Here is a 15,504-nt window from a genome sequence, read left to right as displayed (position 1 = left end):
GCGAAAGGAACCCGCCCATGGCCACCATGAACGTATCCCTGCCGGACCAGATGAAGGACTGGGTCGAAGAACAGGCCCGCACCGGCACCTATGCCAACTCCAGCGACTATGTCCGCGACCTGATCCGCCGCGACCAGGCCCGCGCCACTGCCATTGCTGACCTGCAATCCGCCATCGACGCAGGCCTCGCCAGCGGCCCGGCAGAGACGCTGAGCGCGCAGGACTTCAAGGCCGCCATGCGCCGCAATGGCTGAGCCGCGCTGGCGGATCCGCCCCGCCGCCCGCGCCGACCTTGCTGCCATCTGGCGGTATGGCCTGGACACCTGGGGAGAGGCTCAGGCCGATACCTATGCCGACAGCCTGTTTGCCCTGTTCGATCTGCTGGCGGAGTTTCCGCAGATGGCCCGCGAACGCCCGGAATTCACTCCGCCTGTCCGCATCCATGCGTCGGGCGCGCATCTGGTGATCTACCGGCTGGAACAGGGCCGCCCCGAAATCATCCGCATCCTGCACGCCCGCCAGGACCTGATGGCCTTCCTGTCGGAATAACATCCGTTTCACTCTTGTGATTTTCCGCACATCTGCTCTGATGCGGTGCATGGACCCGCATCTCGACCCCCGAAAAACCGTCCGGCTGATCCAGCACCTCAAGGACCAGATGGACTCCCTGCCGCCCAAGCTCAAAGCGGCGGCCAAATACGTGATCGACAACCCAGGCGACTTCGGCCTCGATACCGTGCGCACCTCGGCAGAGAAAACCGGCATCAGCGCCAATGGCTTTGTCCGCCTTGCCCAGCACCTGGGCTATGACACGTTCGAGGCCTTCCGCGCCCCCTTCCGCGCCGCGCTCACCACAACGCACGAGGCCGACCTCGGCCAGGACTGGCTGGAGCGCATGGCCGGCGAAGGCCCCGCCGGCGCGCTGCAGGCCGCTGCCGCCCGCAACCAGCTCAACATCACCTCCCGCTCGCTGCGGCTGATGACGGCAGAACGCACCCAGGCCATCGTCGACGCCCTCACCACCGCACGCCGCACCTATGTCACCGCCACCCGTTCCTCCTACGCGCTGGCCTATTACTTCCACTACGTCGGCCGCATGGCCCTGCCCTCATTGGACCTCGTCCCCCGCCACATGGGCGCCGCGCTGGACGATTTGCTGGACATCGGCCCCGGGGACTGCCTGATCGCGCTCACGTTCGCCCCCTACTCCGCCGGCACCATCCAAGCGCTGCGGCTGGCGGGCGAACGCGGCGCCAGGGTGATCCTGATCTCCGACAGCGAGGTGATCGCTCCCGGCATCCGCACCGATCACGTGCTGGCGATAGCCGCCAACTCGCTGCACCCGTTCGGGGCCATCGGCGGCGCGATGGCCGTGCTGGAATGCCTGCTCACCCATCTGATCGAGGCCGGCGGTGAAGACGCCCGGCGCCGGATCGAGGCCTATGACGCCCTGCGCCAGGACAGCGGCGCCTATTGGAGCGGCCCGAAACTGCCGCGCGTCGGGGGCTGACTTTTCCCCTCAAACATCCCCGTCAATGAACGGATTCTGGGCTTCCCACTCGTCCCGGGTTGCCCGCTTGTGATCGCCCCTCAGCCGCACCGATGCCATTGCCCGGTCGGCATAGATCTCTGACCTCAGCGGCCAGGCCAGCGCTTCATCAAACAGCCCCGGCATCAGGTCATAGGGGCCGCCGTCCTCATCCACATCCCGCATCCACAGATGCGAGCCGCAGGTGCTGCAAAACGCCCGCTCGGCAAACGCCGAGGATTGGTAGCGCGAGACCGGCCCCTCGACCGCTACCGCCTCCGCATCGGCCTCAAAACACAGGAACAGCCCGCCGCTCCAGCGCTGGCACATGCGGCAATGGCAGGCGCCTGGACGCGGATCATGCGCCCCTTCAACACGGATTTTAACCGCGCCGCACAGGCAGCGGCCTTCCAGAACATCACTCATCACAGACCTCCTCGCCGATACCGCAAGGTTACAGCATATCAGGTTTCAACGGGAGGTTTCGCCCGGGTTAGAGCCGCAAATCTGCCTCTTCCGGCGCCAGCACGTACTTGAGGTCATAGACCAGCGCGCCCTCGGCCCCCAAGGCGCGGATTGCTTCCGCCCCCATCTCCCGGAACTCGGAATGCGCGACCGCCAGGACCACCCCGGCATAGGCCCCCTGCCCCGGCTCCGCCACCAGCGGAATATCGTATTCCTCCTGCGCCTCCGCAGGGTCCGCGTGCGGGTCATAGACATCCACCGATGCCCCGTATTGCTGCAGCTCCCGCACCACGTCGATTACCCGCGTGTTGCGCAGGTCCGGGCAGTTTTCCTTGAACGTGAGGCCCATCACCAGCACCCGCGCGCCCGCCACCGGCAGGCCGCGTTTCAGCATCGCCTTGACCATCTCGCCCGCAACATAGGCGCCCATGCCGTCATTCAGACGGCGGCCCGCCAGCAGGATCTCCGGGTGATAGCCGAGCTGCTCCGCCTTGTGGGTCAGGTAATAGGGGTCCACCCCGATGCAGTGCCCGCCCACCAGACCGGGGCGGAACGGCAGAAAGTTCCACTTGGTGCCCGCCGCTTCCAGCACCGCCTGGGTGTCGATCCCCATCTTGTTGAAGATCTTCGCCAGCTCATTCACCAGCGCGATGTTGATGTCCCGCTGGCTGTTCTCGATAACCTTGGCGGCCTCTGCCACCCGGATGCTGGCGGCCTTATGAGTGCCCGCCGTCACCACCTCACGGTACAGCGCATCCACCCGCTCCGCCACCTCGGGCGTAGAGCCAGAGGTCACCTTGACCACATCCTTCAGCCGCCGCTTCTTGTCGCCGGGGTTGATCCGCTCCGGGCTGTAACCGGCAAAGAAATCCCGGTTGAACGTCAGACCGGACCGCGCCTCCAGCACCGGCACGCAGTCTTCCTCCGTGGCGCCGGGATAGACGGTGGATTCATAGATCACCAGATCGCCCGGTTTCAGCACCCCGCCCACGATGGCCGAGGCCGCCAGCAGCGGGCTCAGGTCCGGGCGGTGGCTGGCATCCACCGGCGTTGGCACGGTGACGATGTAGATGGAACAGTCTGCAATCGCCGCCGGGTCCGAGGTAAAGCTCAGGTGCTCGGCAACGGCCAGCTCCTCAGGCTCCAGTTCGCGGGTCCGGTCCTCACCCAGCCGCAGCTCTGCAATACGGCCCGGATCTATGTCGAACCCGATCACCTCCCGGTGCTGCCCGAACGCCGCCGCCAGCGGCAGACCCACATAGCCAAGGCCAATGATACAGATCTTGTCCTGCACGCTGCTCATTCCGGGCTGCTCCTTGTTTCCGCGGGGCTTTTCCAGACGAGTCCCCTGCCCGCCCACATAAGCCCCTGCCCCCAAGGGGTTCAACCGCAGGCGCGAAGTTTCGGCCTCACGCCTCCACAACAATCGCAGAGACCGCGCCATCCACATCGCGGCACGCGGCCAGCAGCCGCGGCATCAGGTGCGACATGACGTAGTTCGCATGGAACCGGCTCGGCGCCTTCAGTACCAAACGGCCGCCTGCGCGGCTGGCCCGCTCCAACCCCTGGATCCACGACGCATAGTTTGCCGGGTCCTCCGCGTGCAGAACAGCCTTGGCCAGGCTCCACTCGCTGCCGTCTGTCACGTCCGGCGCGGGCGGCGCCGCACCGGGCCGCAAGGGCACCACATTCGGCGCGGGCTCATCCGCCCCCTGCATCCGGTGCTCAAAGTCCGGGCCGACAGCCGCCCACCTCTCCTGCGTGTCCGCCAGCAGCCGCTCCAGGTCTATGCCGTATTCCGTGACCCGGCCGCGTGCACCCTGGCGCTTCACCACCAGCCAGCCCATGCCGCGCAGCTTGGCCATCTCGCGCTTCACCGTGCGCTCGTCCACATCCCACAGCCGGGCAATCTCGCGCTGGCCCACCGCCAGTTCATCGCGCTGCCAGTTGTAGCGCGCGGTCATCAATGTCATGAAGCGCAGAACCAGCTTCTGCGCCCCCTTGTCCTGGCCAAGCGCATAAGCCCCCATCGCCGTGAGGATATCGTATTTCAGCGCTGAGGCGTTGCGCCCCGCAGGCCGTATGGCAAGCATTACTGCCCCCGTTTCTCCCTCCCCTGCCCTCCTGGGCCGGGATATGCTGCCTCATATCTTCCCGGCTGGTTTCCGGGAATTGCGCTGGCCCGATTTGCTCCGAACTCAACGCTATTCGTTTGTTGTATCCGATTTGCGTCCGGAATTCCAATTCTGTCAAGCGCTGAGGGGAATTGAATTCAACCCCAATCCCTTTTTCGAAAGAAAAATTGGTATCTATGGTATGGGGGGACATGCAGTGTGTCCCCTATTCCGGCAGCAATGTCCCCCAATCTGCTGTGGCCGGGCCTGGGATGTCCCCCTAAATCTGGCCCTCAGACACTGGAAAAACCCAATGAAACGAATCGTTTGGCGGGACTGCCCCGAATCGCTCCGGCCCTTGTTTTCCTGGGCGTTCCGCAGATGTGTCCCCGCGGGGACAGGACGCTGATCCTCAACATATTAGCTTTTGCGTTTTTTGCAAATTCGGCGTAAATGAATATTGAGGCTGAATTAGCGTCCGCAGGAAATGGGCGCCGCCAAATAAGAACAACGTGTGAGACTAAGGAGCAGTGATGTTTACGCACGAAGACCTGTCCAAAATGCAGGCCCAATCTCTCAAGATGCAAAGCTGGATCCGTCAGCAGACCTTCTCTCCGGAAATGGAAAAGACCCTGCGCCGGTTCTCCTCCTGGGAAGTGGCGGAGCTGATCTTCCGCGTCAACCAGTCGACCCTGCGGGGACGCCTGGCCGCTGACCCCTCCCTGCCCCAGGGCCATGTCGAGGAGGAAGGCCGCCAGCGCTGGTATTCGCTCGAGGAGATCAACGAGCTGCGCCGCCGCATCAAGATCAACCGCAAGTCCCTCCTGCCCAAGCGCCCCGCGGGGAAACGCGCCCTGCGGGTGGCGATCTCCAACTTCAAGGGCGGCGCCGGCAAGTCCACCGTCGCCCTGCATTTCGCCCATGCCGCGGCGCTGGACGGCTACCGGGTGCTCTGCGTCGACTTCGACCCGCAGGCCACCCTGTCGCACTCCATGGGCCTCAGCGACGTTACCGAGGATTATACCGTCTGGGGCATCATGGCCCGCGACCTGGTGCGCGAGACCGAGCGGATGAATGCCACCCTTCAGGGGGCCGAGTCCGGCACCGCCCTGCCCCAGCGCCAGCTTCCCGACGCCATCACCGGCATGGGGCTGCAGGATCTCCGGACCAGCGATTTCGTCAAGCCCACCAGCTGGCCCACCATCGACATCATCCCCTCCTGCGCCAACGCGGCGTTCGTGGAATTCGCCTCCGCCCAGTACCGGCATCTGAACCCGGAATGGTCGTTCTTCGCCGCGGTCTCCCGCTACCTCGACCAGCTGCCGTCCGAGGATTACGACCTGATGATCTTCGACTGCCCGCCGGCCATCGGCTACCAGTCGATGAACGCGGTGTTCGCGGCCGACATGCTCTATATCCCCTCCGGCCCGGGCTACTGGGAATACAACTCCACCACCTCCTTCATCGGTCAGCTCTCTGAGGCGCTGGAGGATCTCTCCGCATTTAACGGCGTTGTCCCCGCGGGGACATTTGCCCTGCCCAAGGTTTTTCAGGACGTCCGCTTCCTGCTGACCCGTTATAAGTCCGGTAACGATTTGCACCGTGCGATGCGTTCGGCATTTATGAAGGTGTTTGAGGGTAGGATGACCGAACACCCGATCGAGATGACCCGCGCGGTCGAACAGTCGGGGCGGTTCCTGAGTTCCATCTACGAAATCGACTACCGGGATATGACACGCGAAACCTGGCGGCGCGCGCGGGCGTCGTTCGACCAGGCTTATGATGAATTCAAAGCCTACGCGCTGGAAGCCTGGGAGAAACTGGAGGATGAGGCATGAGCAAGCGCAGAGTTTTCGACATCGACTTCACCCCTGACACCGCCGCTGTCCCCGCGGGGACAGCACCGGAAAATCCGGCGGAAAAGCCAACTGAGGTCCGCCGCGGGCCGATGGCCACCGCGATTTCCGAAAACGCCGATGCGTTGCGCACCCGGGCTGAGGCAGAGCAGAAAATCCGTGAGGAGAACGACCGGCTGGCGCATGAATTTGTGCGGCTGAAGAAACTGGGCCTGGTGGTCGACCGCATCCCGCTCGGCATGATCCGCATGGACAAGCTGATCCGCGACCGCAAGGAGGAGCGCGATCCGCAACTGGACGAGCTGAAGGAATCGATCAAATCCGTCGGCTTGTCGAACCCGATCCGTGTCGAAGAGCGCGGCGACGGCCGGTATGAACTGATCCAGGGCTACCGCCGGATGAAGGCCTATTATTCCCTGCTGAACGAGACCGGCGATGAAAGCTATGCAGCGATCCCCGCGGGTTTGGTGGCCAAGGGCGACAGCCTGCAAAGCCTGTACCGCCGGATGGTCGATGAAAACCTGGTGCGCCGCGACATCTCATTCGCCGAGATGGCGCAGCTGGCGCTGCGTTACGCGGAGGACACCCAGACCGGGGCCGAGACCATCGAGGATGCGGTCAACGACCTTTATGCCTCCGCGGGCCGCCAGAAGCGGATTTACATCCGCCATTTCGCCCAGGTGCTGATGGCCGTGGGCGACTCGCTGAAATTCCCGGAGGCGATCCCGCGGGCGCTGGGGCTGGACCTGAAGAAACGGCTGGAAGCAGACGCGATGAACGCACAGGTGCTGCGCGATGCGCTGGTGCGGGTGCAGCCGCAGAGCGAGGAAGCGGAACTGGAGGTGCTGCGCAGCTTTGCCGAGGGCAAGCGCAAGAACGCCCCCCGCACCCCCGCCGCGCCGCGCCCCGGTGTTGCCAAGACCACCCTGCGCTGCACTGTCCCCGCGGGGACAGTCCGCTGCCAGGCGCGCGACGGCAAGATTGAAATGGCGATGGAACGCGACTTTTCCGAGATCGACCGGCACAAGCTGGAGGACGCCATTGCGGCCTTCTTTGCGGCGTTGGAACAGGACGGGTGATCCGCTGTCCCCGCGGGGACAGCTCAGAAAAACGGCAAGGGCCCGGCAGAGATGCCGGGCCTTTTTCATGCCTAACAGGCGCGTTTGCGTCTGTTTCGCGCCAGTGTCCCCGCGGGGACAGCGGATCAGAACAAACAGAATTGATGCTGAGTGTGATGCCCCCATCGGCAAGCGCCCGCCGCGCGGCAGGCATAGCTTCGGACGGCCGGGCCGGGACGCGCCGGTTGCAGTTTCATCGTCTTGTCCCCGCGGGGACAAATGCGAGGTTGCTGCTGATAGGCCGCAGTTTTGGCGTTGGCAGCAAAGGTGTCCCCGCGGGGACAAGCTCTGAAAACGGCCGCACTTCTTGTCCCGGGGCAGCACGTGCGGATGGAAAATCCGGTCAAAATCATCAGCGTCCCCGCGGGGACAATCGGGTGAAACGGGCAGGGCGTGCGGGCAGAATTCCGGTCTGTCCCCGCGGGGACAGAACTGCGGTCTTGGCGGCGGCAGGCGCAATCGGCCATACGGAATATGCAGTCGATACCTGTAGGGTGGGCAATCTGCCCACCGCACAATGCCTGCAACCTTGCGTGTCCCCGCGGGGACAACCGCCTGAAACCGGCGGCGGATGTCCAAAACACCTGCCTGTCCCCGCGGGGACAGAATGCGAAACGCACCTTCAGAACGGTGCAGCCTGCAGCAAAAGACCCGGCGCGGGGCCGGGTCTTGGTTTGTTTTCTGCTGCTGTCCCCGCGGGGACAGCGGGCGATTTTGCCGGATTGCCGGCTGGTCAGTTCAGCACCTTGAACTCGATCCGCCGGTTCTTGGCCCGGTTCTGCACCGTGTTGTTCGGCACCAGCGGCGTGGTCTCGCCATATCCGACGGCCACCAGCCGCTCGGCCGGGATGCCCATTTGCTGCAGGTAGCCGTTCACTGCTGCCGCGCGTTTCTCGCTCAATGCCATGTTCCAGGCGGCCTTGCCCTGGCTGTCGGTGTGGCCGCCGACCTCAACCACCATGCCGGGGCAGCGGCGGATGATGTCCGAAAGGCTGTCGAGGAAACCACGGGAGCTGGCATCCAGCCGGGCGGTGGAGGGGGCGAAGTTGACGCTGCGGCTGCGCGACAGGATCTCGAACCGGCCGGTGCAGGCCTCCCGGCTGAAATCGCCGCTGGCCTCCAGCGCCGCAGAGGCGCCTGCGGTCACTGTCCCCGCGGGGACAGAAGCGGTGCCGAGGGCGGTGCGGTCAAACATCAGGTCCAGGCTTACCAGCCCCACGGGGGTGATGGTGACGCCCGCCGCTTCCTCGAGCTTTTCGCGGCCAGGATTCAGCGCGAAGTCCTCCAGCTTGAGGATGATCGGCTGCACGGTGGCCACGGCGACGCGGTCCTTGCCCAGCAGTGTTACCGCTACCGGCGCGGTCAGCTGAGCCTCGACCCCATGCAGCGACAGTGTGACCGGCAGATCGATCTGTTTGCGCTGCACTGCAGCAAGATCGGCAATCTGATCGGGATCGATGCGGGCGGTGATGGTGGCCTCGGGGTAGGTGAAGGTCTCAAAGAACAGGAACCGCATCCGCACGTTGCGCAGGTCGATGGAGGTATCGACGGAATCCAGCGCGTTGTTGATCTTGGCGTCGCCCTGTTCGGAGATGCTGCCGGAGAAGGCGGCAAAGCGGCTCGATTCCGCAATGCTGCCTTTTTTAATCGATATGAACCGGATGGCGGAGGATTCGGCGTCGAGCTGCCAGCCGTGCTCAAACGGGCCGGAGGCCAGGGCCGGGCGGAGCAATAGAAGGAAAACTGTTAAGATTGAAAGGGTTAATCGGAGCATGCGCGATCCATTCGGGTTGGCGGACGTGAATTCCCGGCCCGGGGGCAGGGATGAAAGATACCCCTCCAGTCTAACAGCAGGGTTGCTGCATGGTGCAAGGGACGCGATAGTTTGGTAACCAAATACCCTTAATAATTGGGAAGCTGCCCCGGGCACGGTTACCGGGGGCTAAGAAGTGGAGCAGGTGCGTGCGAATTTTCGGGATGTGGGTCCGGCTGGCTGTGCTGGCCGCCGCGGTGCTGGGCCTTGCCAGGGCCGCCTGGGCGGAGGAACGGCTGGCGCTGGTGATCGGCAATTCGGCCTACGGGTCGGTGCAGCCGCTGGACAACCCGGGGCGCGATGCCCGGCTGATGGCCGAGACGCTGGAGCGGCTGGGCTTTGACGTTACCCTGGCGGTGGATGCGCGCCAGATCGAGATGAAACGCGCCATCGGCCGGTTCGGGCGCAAACTGCGCGGGGCAGGGGAGGACGCGACGGGCCTGTTCTATTATGCCGGCCACGGGGTGCAGAGCTTTGGCAGCAACTACCTGCTGCCGGTCGATGTGGCCCTGGCGGATGCCGCTGACCTCGACCTGATGGCGGTGGAGGCACAGTCGGTCTTGCGGCAGATGGCCTCGGCCAGGAACCGTACCAATATCGTGATCCTGGACGCCTGCCGCAACAACCCGTTCGAGGCGGTGGCCGATCTGAACGAAAGCGGCCTGGCGGAGATGAAGGCGCCGACCGGCACCTTCCTGGCCTATGCCACCGCGCCGGGCGATGTGGCGCTGGACGGGGAGGGGGAGAACAGTCCCTTTACCGAGGCGCTGGCGCGCGAAATCGTGGTGCCGGGCGCGCCAGTGGAGCAGGTGTTCAAACAGGTGCGCCGGGCGGTGCTGGAGCAGAGCGGCGGCAGCCAGACCCCTTGGGACACGTCTTCGCTGGTCAGTGACTTCACCTTTGCCGCGGCAGAACCGGAAGCGGTGATGAGCGCCGCAGAGATCGAGGAGGCGCAGATCTGGCGCTCGGTCGAGGCGTCGCGCGATGCGATGCAGATCATGCTGTTCCTGCGCGGTTACGGCAGCGGCAAATATGCCGGTGAGGCGCGTGCGCTGCTGGCCACCCTGATGGAGGAGGAGCTGCACGGCGGCACTGGGGCGGCGGTTGCGGCTGCTCCGGCGGAGCCTGCGCCTGCTGCCGCTCCGGCGCCGGATGCCGAGACTGCGATGTTCCAGGCAGCGCAGGGCGACGGCAGCAAGGCGGCCTATGAGGCCTATCTGATGGCCTATCCTGAGGGCCGGTTTGCGGAGATGGCAGCGGCTGAGGTTGCGGCTCTGGCGGCTGGAGCGGCTCAGGATCCGCAGGCGGAGGCCGAAGCACCCCCGGCGGCGGCTGAGCCCGCGCCGGAAGCTGTGAAGCTGACGGAAGCCGGGCCGGTCACCTATGCCAGCCCGTTGCAGACAGAGGTGGCGGCGATTTCCGGGCTGACTTTGGCCGAAGCGGTCACCCGCACACCGGCCTTCCCGCCGGTGGAGGGGCTGCCGGACAGCTACTGGAAGGACCAGTCCTGCAGCAGCTGCCATCAATGGACGCGGGAGCGGCTGTGCACGCAAGGCAATACCTACCTGAGCCTGAACATGCAGCGCTCTTTGGGCAAGCAGCACCCCTTTGGCGGCGCGCTGAAACAGGCGCTCAAGAGCTGGGCGGCGGGCGGCTGCCAGTAGAGGTCTGCGGGCCGGCTGCAAAAGGGCAGGGGAGGGCTCCCGCCTGCTCCGGTGCATTTCAGGAAATGCACGGTCCCAGTTGGGCGTGGCGCTGTGCTGCGCACAGCGCAGGGCATTCCAGGAACTGACGGACTGCCAGCCCGGTACATTTTTTCTGTTTGCTTAGAGGCGCTTAAGGGCAGGTTTGCCCTTAAGACACCGCTTCGAGAGTGATCCGCCCATTTCCGCGTAAAGGGTGAACCGCGCGTGCCGCGCGGCTGCTGGCGCAGCCCTTGACCCGGTATTGGGCGGGCGAGGGCGCTGCGCGTCAGCGCAGCGCCGGGCCCAAGGCCGCCAAGGCCTGGCGGCGTCAGCCGCGGGCCTGCGGGCGCGGGAGCTTCCCCCTGCCGGACGGTTCTACGGCGCGTGGGTGGTGATCAGGAAATAGACCCATTCGCCTTTGAAATCAGGGTGTTCAGCGCGGGCCTCGGCCACTTGGGTGCGCAGGAAATCGAGGTAGGGCGCTGCGGGTTCGCTGAGCGGGCGGGTGCCGCCGTACAGCGGGTGCGAGGCGGCGAAGGCGACGGCGATTTCCTGGCCGTAGGGCGGGCCGACGGAGATTTGCAAGCCCGGGTCTCCGGCCTCCTTGGCGCCGACGCGCAGGGCGCTTTTGGGGGCGGCCTCTGTCAGCGGTACCAGCTCGTTCGGGCTGAGGTGCAGCACCGCGCCGCCGGCGTCGAAGTAGTCGACATAGACATAAGCCGGGTAGTCCGGGGCGGTGAGGTCGAAGAACAGCCGGTCACCGCCGGAATAGTCGAGCACCCGGGCGTGGGCGTCCTCGCCGACCAGCAGCGGATTGGTGATCTGGTCGGTGCTTTGCGGCAGGCCGACGCTGGAAATCCCGGCCAGCGCGCCGCATTGCGGGCGGGGCAGCAGGCGCATCTGATCGGAGACAGTGATATCGGCGCCCATCTGCGTTTGCAGCGCCGCCAGGACCGGGCTGCGCAACCCGTCTTCGGGCAGGTGGCCGCGGACCTCCAGCGTGGCGGTTTCGGGGACAAAGGCGACCTGCAGGCGGGAGCAGGGGACGGCGGCGAGGATGCCGGAAACGCCGTCGCGCAAGGGGTCGCCTTCGGCCACCGCATCGCCGGGTTGCATGAAGCTCTGGAAGGCGGCGAGGGAGACCGGGTCGATGTCGCCGCTCCCGCCCTGGAAGGCCAGCGCGGCCTTGATGCGGGGGGCGTCCGGGAGAACGTATGGCGTTTTCCGGGCGGGTGGAATGGTGTCCGGCAGCGGTGCGGAAACGGGCTGCGCCTCGGGACTGGGCTGGCTGGCGGGAGCGGACTGCGGCAGGGCCGCCGCGTTCGGCTGGGCCGTTGCGGCGGCGGTCAGCGGAGCGGATGTGTTTGCAAGTGCTATGGCGGGTTCCTGCGCGGCAGCCAGCAGGACAGGGGCCGCGGTGGCGGCGGTGGCCGGTTTCACCGCCGCGGCTGCCGGGGCGGCCTGCTGCAAGGCGGCTTGGGCTGGGGCAGCTTGGGTAGGTTGCAGTTTTACCGTCTGGGCCGGAAAGGCAGCCGGGCGGACGTCAGGCAGATGGGCGGCGGATGCAGGGGCGCTGGCGAGTTTGCTGGAGGGGGCATGGGCAGGAGCGGCCGCAGGGCCCCGGGCGGCAGCGGGGGCGAGGCTGGCTGCTGCTGGGGGCTTTGCCTGGGCCTTGGACAGCGGGATGCTGCCAGCGGAGAGGCCTTGGCTTTGTGCCTGGGATTCAGGAGCTTGCTCGCCTTCTGGTGTTTGCGGAACGGCCTCGGACCGGGGGATGCGGTGGGCTTGCAGGTTGAGGCTGCTTTCCGGCGCGGGCTGCTGCGGCAGCGGATCGGGGGTGAGCGAGATCAGCAGCGCGGCGGCGCCGGCGGCGTGGACCAGGGCGGAGGCCGCAAGCCCCAGCGCCCATATGGCCGGGGCGCGCATCACCCGTCTGTTTCCGGGGTGACCACCAGCACCACGTCCCGGAACCCCAGCGCCTCGCCCTCGGCCACCAGCGGCAGCACGTTGCGCAGCTCCGCCGTGCGGTGGGCGTTGATGCGCAGGCGCAGCTCCGGGTCCTCTGCCAGCAGGGCGGAGAGGGCAGGGGAGAGGGCGCCGCGTGTGAGTTCCTCGCCGTCGAGCGCCAGGGCGCCTTGGGCGGAGATTGCCAGGGTGATGCCGCCCGAGGGCATGTCGCGGCCGGTGACGGCGGTTGCGGGGCGGACGTCAAACGGGGCGGTTGCGTCCATCCGGCCGATCAGCATGAAGAACACCAGCAGGAAAAACACCACGTCGATCAGGGCGATGATGGTTTCGGAATGCGGATTGCGGGCCGGGCGGTTGAGCTTCATGGGGACGCCTCCAGCCGCAGGACGCGCAGGCGGGTAACGCCAGCAAGTGCGGCGCTGTCCATCACGGTGATCAGCGCCTGGGTCTGGGCGGCGCCGGAGGGGAGGATCACCACTTGGGTGAGCGGTTCCTCGGCGACGGCAGAGGCGAGGGTGGCGCGGAGGGTGTCCTGATCCAGTGCGGTGCCGCGCAGCACCGGCACGCCGTCGGCGCCGAGGCGGATCATCAGGGTGCCTGCCGGACTTTGCGGGCTGGCGGCGGTGCCTTTAGACGGTTTCACCGCCGGGATCATGTCGAGGTTCAGGTAAGTGGAGGTCACCATGAAGAACACCAGCAGGATCAGCATCACGTCGATCATCGGCACCAGTGAGATCAGGGCGCGGGGCCGGGAGGGCCGGTTGATCATCATGGCAGATCCCCTCCGTGTCAGCGCGACCCGTCTATCAGCAGCAGGCGGCCGGCGGCGCTCTCGATCGCTTGGGCGGCGGCGTCGATGCGGGCGGCGAACAGGCCTGCTGCGACGGCGGCGGGGATCGCCACCAGAAGGCCCGCGGCGGTGGTCAGCAGCGCTTGCCAGATGCCGCCCGCCAGAACCGAGGCATTGGCAGCACCCTGCGCCAGCTCCAGTTCCTGGAAGGACTGGATCATGCCCAGGACGGTGCCGAGGAGGCCCAGAAGCGGGGCGACCATGGCGATCAGCTCCAGGAGGCGGATCAGCGAGTTCATCCGGCTGACCTCCTCATTGCCGCGGCGCTGCAGCTCGTCTTGCAGCAGCGGGCCGCGCAGGCCCTCCTGCAGCGCCTGCATGGCGTAGGCCATCACCCGGCCGGCGGGGGATTTGTCGGTCTCGATGCTTTGCCGGGCACGTGTGCGGTCGCCGTCCTTCCACAGGTCCAATGCCTGCTCGCGGGCGTCCCCGCCGGAGCGCACCGGCCAGAGCTGGATCAGCTTGACCGCAATCACGGTGACCGACAGCAGCGACATCAGCGCCAGAAGCGCAATCACCGGGCCGCCGGTGCCGAGCATATCCCAGGTGCCGCTCATGGCTTATTTCACCAGCGGCGCGGCGGCGCGGGAGCCGAGCTCCAGGATCGGGAAGCAGTCCATCTGCTCCTCGTTCTGGGGCTGGCAGGAGGTGATGTCGTGCAGCAGGATCTCGGAGATGTTGCCGCAGGAGATTTCCGGGATTTCGAACAGTTTCAGGGTGGTGCGCTGGACCGGCAGCGGGGCGGCGTCGATCGACAGGAGGCGGTCGATCACCCCGTTGCCATCGAGGATCGCCAGCGACATTTCAAAGCCTTCGAAGCTTTTGCCGGTCTCGTTGCGGAACAGGAAGAAGGCGCGGCAGCCGCCGCCCTCGATCTCCTCGGTCTTGTTCAGCTCGACCCGCAGCGGGCCGGTTTCCGCCGCGGCGGAAACCGGCAGGCAGATCAGGGCGAGGGCAGTCAGCAGGCGGGTCAAGGGCATCACTGTCTCCGGGTTCCGGTGGGATGCCCAGTCCGCAACCGCTGCGGGCCGGGCGTTTGTTCGGGGTCAGACCAGGGCTGTCAGCGCCTTTTCGATCTTGTCCATGGCGTCGCGGGCGGAGTTGAGGTCGCGGCGTTTCAGGTGGCGGGCGGCGACATGCAAGGCGCGGCCCAGACGGGAGCGGACCTTGCCGGGGGCGCGGGCGACGTTGGCCTGCAGCGACTGGGCGCGCTTGACCTGTGCGCCCAGGCTGCGCTGGTCCATTTCGCGCTGGCCGCGTTTCATCGCCTTGCCCTCATCCTCGCGGTCCTTGCCGATGCGGGCGACGGCGCGTTCGATCACCACGATCATGGTCTCGGCCTCCTGCAGGCGGCCCTTGTTGATCAGGCTGACGGATTTCGCCAAGGCGCGCTTGAGTTTCAGCTCCAGCGGGCCGGGGGCGAGGCCGATGCGCGGCTGGATGCGCTTGAGGCGGCGTTTCAGCGGCGCGATGGCCTTCTTGTCGATGCCGGTGGCGGAGATGTCGGCGGCCTTCTCCTCGGTCACCTGGCCCTCGGGCTTTTCCGGCTTGAGGCTGTCCAGCAGGTTGCCGCCGTCGTCGTAGAACAGCACGTTGACCTTGGGCTTGTTGCGCTTGAGAAACTTCTTGAGTTCAGTGACCATCCGCTGCGGGGCGGTTTCGCAGATCATCTCCATGGCGCCGGAGCGCACCACATAGGTGCCCCAGGCCATCGGCGGCCCGCCGCCTTCCTTCTTCATCGGGTTTTTCAGGGTTTCGGGTTTCTTGCCCGGCTGGATCATCAGAAGCGGGTCTTTGCTCTGGTCCAGGCAGAAGGCAAAGCTCATCCGCTTCTTGGCGCCCTCGCGTACCATCGCTTTGACTTCCTTACCGGAAATACGCTCAATACTCATTATTCGCCCGCCGCAAAAAGCTGTGAAAACATTTGACTTTAGGATGCCGATAAGGCTCACTTGGGGTCAAGTTTTAGTTTGAGATTAAGGCGGCCTTAACCACCGGATCAAAAAAGGACGGGGGGTCGCTTGACGTTACGTTAACGCGTCCGCAAAATCGGAAGAAAAAGCGGGGGGGCAATAGATGGATCCGGCAGTATTACTGCAGCCCAAAG

General features: G+C 65.8%; 16 protein-coding genes. 6 read left to right on the top strand and 10 right to left on the bottom strand.

Annotated features, from left to right (window positions below; translation table 11 throughout):
• Positions 1-17: 17 nt before the first annotated feature.
• From ACXAED_RS25390 to ACXAED_RS25380, 3 genes are read left to right on the top strand one after another with little or no spacing between them, the layout of a single operon-like run.
• Positions 18-254 carry a type II toxin-antitoxin system ParD family antitoxin gene (locus ACXAED_RS25390; protein ID WP_475054589.1) on the top strand — a complete coding sequence of 79 codons (237 nt, stop codon included), beginning with the start codon at positions 18-20 and terminating at the stop codon, positions 252-254.
• Complete coding sequence (locus tag ACXAED_RS25385; protein WP_475054586.1) at positions 247-549, top strand: type II toxin-antitoxin system RelE/ParE family toxin; 303 nt, start codon at positions 247-249, stop codon at positions 547-549. The genes ACXAED_RS25390 and ACXAED_RS25385 overlap by 8 nt, the downstream gene beginning before the upstream one ends.
• Positions 550-598: 49 nt before the next feature.
• Complete coding sequence (locus ACXAED_RS25380; RefSeq protein WP_475054585.1) at positions 599-1,510, top strand: MurR/RpiR family transcriptional regulator; 912 nt, start codon at positions 599-601, stop codon at positions 1,508-1,510.
• A gap of 9 nt (positions 1,511-1,519) precedes the next feature.
• On the opposite strand, the gene ACXAED_RS25375 is transcribed toward ACXAED_RS25380, so the two are convergent.
• The 3 genes from ACXAED_RS25375 to ACXAED_RS25365 all read right to left on the bottom strand — a co-directional run bounded on the left by ACXAED_RS25375 (position 1,520) and on the right by ACXAED_RS25365 (position 4,086).
• On the bottom strand, positions 1,520-1,954 hold the full coding sequence (locus tag ACXAED_RS25375; protein WP_475054582.1) for a GFA family protein: 435 nt from the start codon (positions 1,952-1,954) through the stop codon (positions 1,520-1,522).
• A 67-nt stretch (positions 1,955-2,021) separates the two neighbouring features.
• The gene (gene tviB / locus ACXAED_RS25370; RefSeq protein WP_475054579.1) at positions 2,022-3,296 is read right to left on the bottom strand and encodes a Vi polysaccharide biosynthesis UDP-N-acetylglucosamine C-6 dehydrogenase TviB; all 1,275 of its coding nucleotides are present in this window, start codon (positions 3,294-3,296) and stop codon (positions 2,022-2,024) included.
• 106 nt (positions 3,297-3,402) lie between these two features.
• The gene (locus ACXAED_RS25365; protein WP_475054577.1) at positions 3,403-4,086 is read right to left on the bottom strand and encodes a DnaA N-terminal domain-containing protein; all 684 of its coding nucleotides are present in this window, start codon (positions 4,084-4,086) and stop codon (positions 3,403-3,405) included.
• Between the two features lie 554 nt (positions 4,087-4,640).
• Between ACXAED_RS25365 and ACXAED_RS25360 the strand changes: the two genes are divergently transcribed.
• The gene (locus ACXAED_RS25360) at positions 4,641-5,945 is read left to right on the top strand and encodes an AAA family ATPase (protein WP_475054575.1); all 1,305 of its coding nucleotides are present in this window, start codon (positions 4,641-4,643) and stop codon (positions 5,943-5,945) included.
• Positions 5,942-7,042: a ParB/RepB/Spo0J family partition protein gene (locus tag ACXAED_RS25355; RefSeq protein ID WP_475054573.1), complete on the top strand. Its 1,101-nt coding sequence runs from the start codon at positions 5,942-5,944 to the stop codon at positions 7,040-7,042. The genes ACXAED_RS25360 and ACXAED_RS25355 overlap by 4 nt, the downstream gene beginning before the upstream one ends.
• A 772-nt stretch (positions 7,043-7,814) precedes the next feature.
• Here ACXAED_RS25355 and ACXAED_RS25350 read toward each other — a convergent pair.
• On the bottom strand, positions 7,815-8,855 hold the full coding sequence (locus ACXAED_RS25350) for an OmpA family protein (RefSeq protein ID WP_475054571.1): 1,041 nt from the start codon (positions 8,853-8,855) through the stop codon (positions 7,815-7,817).
• Positions 8,856-9,043: 188 nt separating this feature from the next.
• Here ACXAED_RS25350 and ACXAED_RS25345 point away from each other — a divergent pair, with 188 nt between their 5' ends.
• On the top strand, positions 9,044-10,558 hold the full coding sequence (locus ACXAED_RS25345) for a caspase family protein (protein WP_475054570.1): 1,515 nt from the start codon (positions 9,044-9,046) through the stop codon (positions 10,556-10,558).
• 396 nt (positions 10,559-10,954) lie between these two features.
• Here ACXAED_RS25345 and ACXAED_RS25340 read toward each other — a convergent pair whose 3' ends face one another.
• The 6 genes from ACXAED_RS25340 to ACXAED_RS25315 form a co-directional block, all read right to left on the bottom strand.
• Complete coding sequence (locus ACXAED_RS25340; protein ID WP_475054568.1) at positions 10,955-12,505, bottom strand: DUF4384 domain-containing protein; 1,551 nt, start codon at positions 12,503-12,505, stop codon at positions 10,955-10,957.
• The gene (locus ACXAED_RS25335; protein WP_475054566.1) at positions 12,505-12,912 is read right to left on the bottom strand and encodes an ExbD/TolR family protein; all 408 of its coding nucleotides are present in this window, start codon (positions 12,910-12,912) and stop codon (positions 12,505-12,507) included. The genes ACXAED_RS25340 and ACXAED_RS25335 overlap by 1 nt, the downstream gene beginning before the upstream one ends.
• Positions 12,909-13,319: an ExbD/TolR family protein gene (locus ACXAED_RS25330; protein ID WP_475054564.1), complete on the bottom strand. Its 411-nt coding sequence runs from the start codon at positions 13,317-13,319 to the stop codon at positions 12,909-12,911. The genes ACXAED_RS25335 and ACXAED_RS25330 overlap by 4 nt, the downstream gene beginning before the upstream one ends.
• Positions 13,320-13,336: 17 nt before the next feature.
• Positions 13,337-13,954 (bottom strand): MotA/TolQ/ExbB proton channel family protein, encoded by a 618-nt coding sequence (locus ACXAED_RS25325; protein ID WP_475054562.1) that lies wholly within the window; start codon positions 13,952-13,954, stop codon positions 13,337-13,339.
• Positions 13,955-13,957: 3 nt separating this feature from the next.
• Positions 13,958-14,377 (bottom strand): hypothetical protein, encoded by a 420-nt coding sequence (locus ACXAED_RS25320; RefSeq protein WP_475054561.1) that lies wholly within the window; start codon positions 14,375-14,377, stop codon positions 13,958-13,960.
• A 66-nt stretch (positions 14,378-14,443) separates the two neighbouring features.
• Positions 14,444-15,289 (bottom strand): hypothetical protein, encoded by an 846-nt coding sequence (locus ACXAED_RS25315; protein ID WP_475054559.1) that lies wholly within the window; start codon positions 15,287-15,289, stop codon positions 14,444-14,446.
• Positions 15,290-15,504 lie beyond the last annotated feature (215 nt).

The sequence above is a fragment of the Leisingera sp. ABM4_103 genome, from assembly GCF_056158685.1.
Note: the sequence above shows the minus strand (reverse complement) of the source record. Positions and strands in the feature narration are given on the sequence as shown.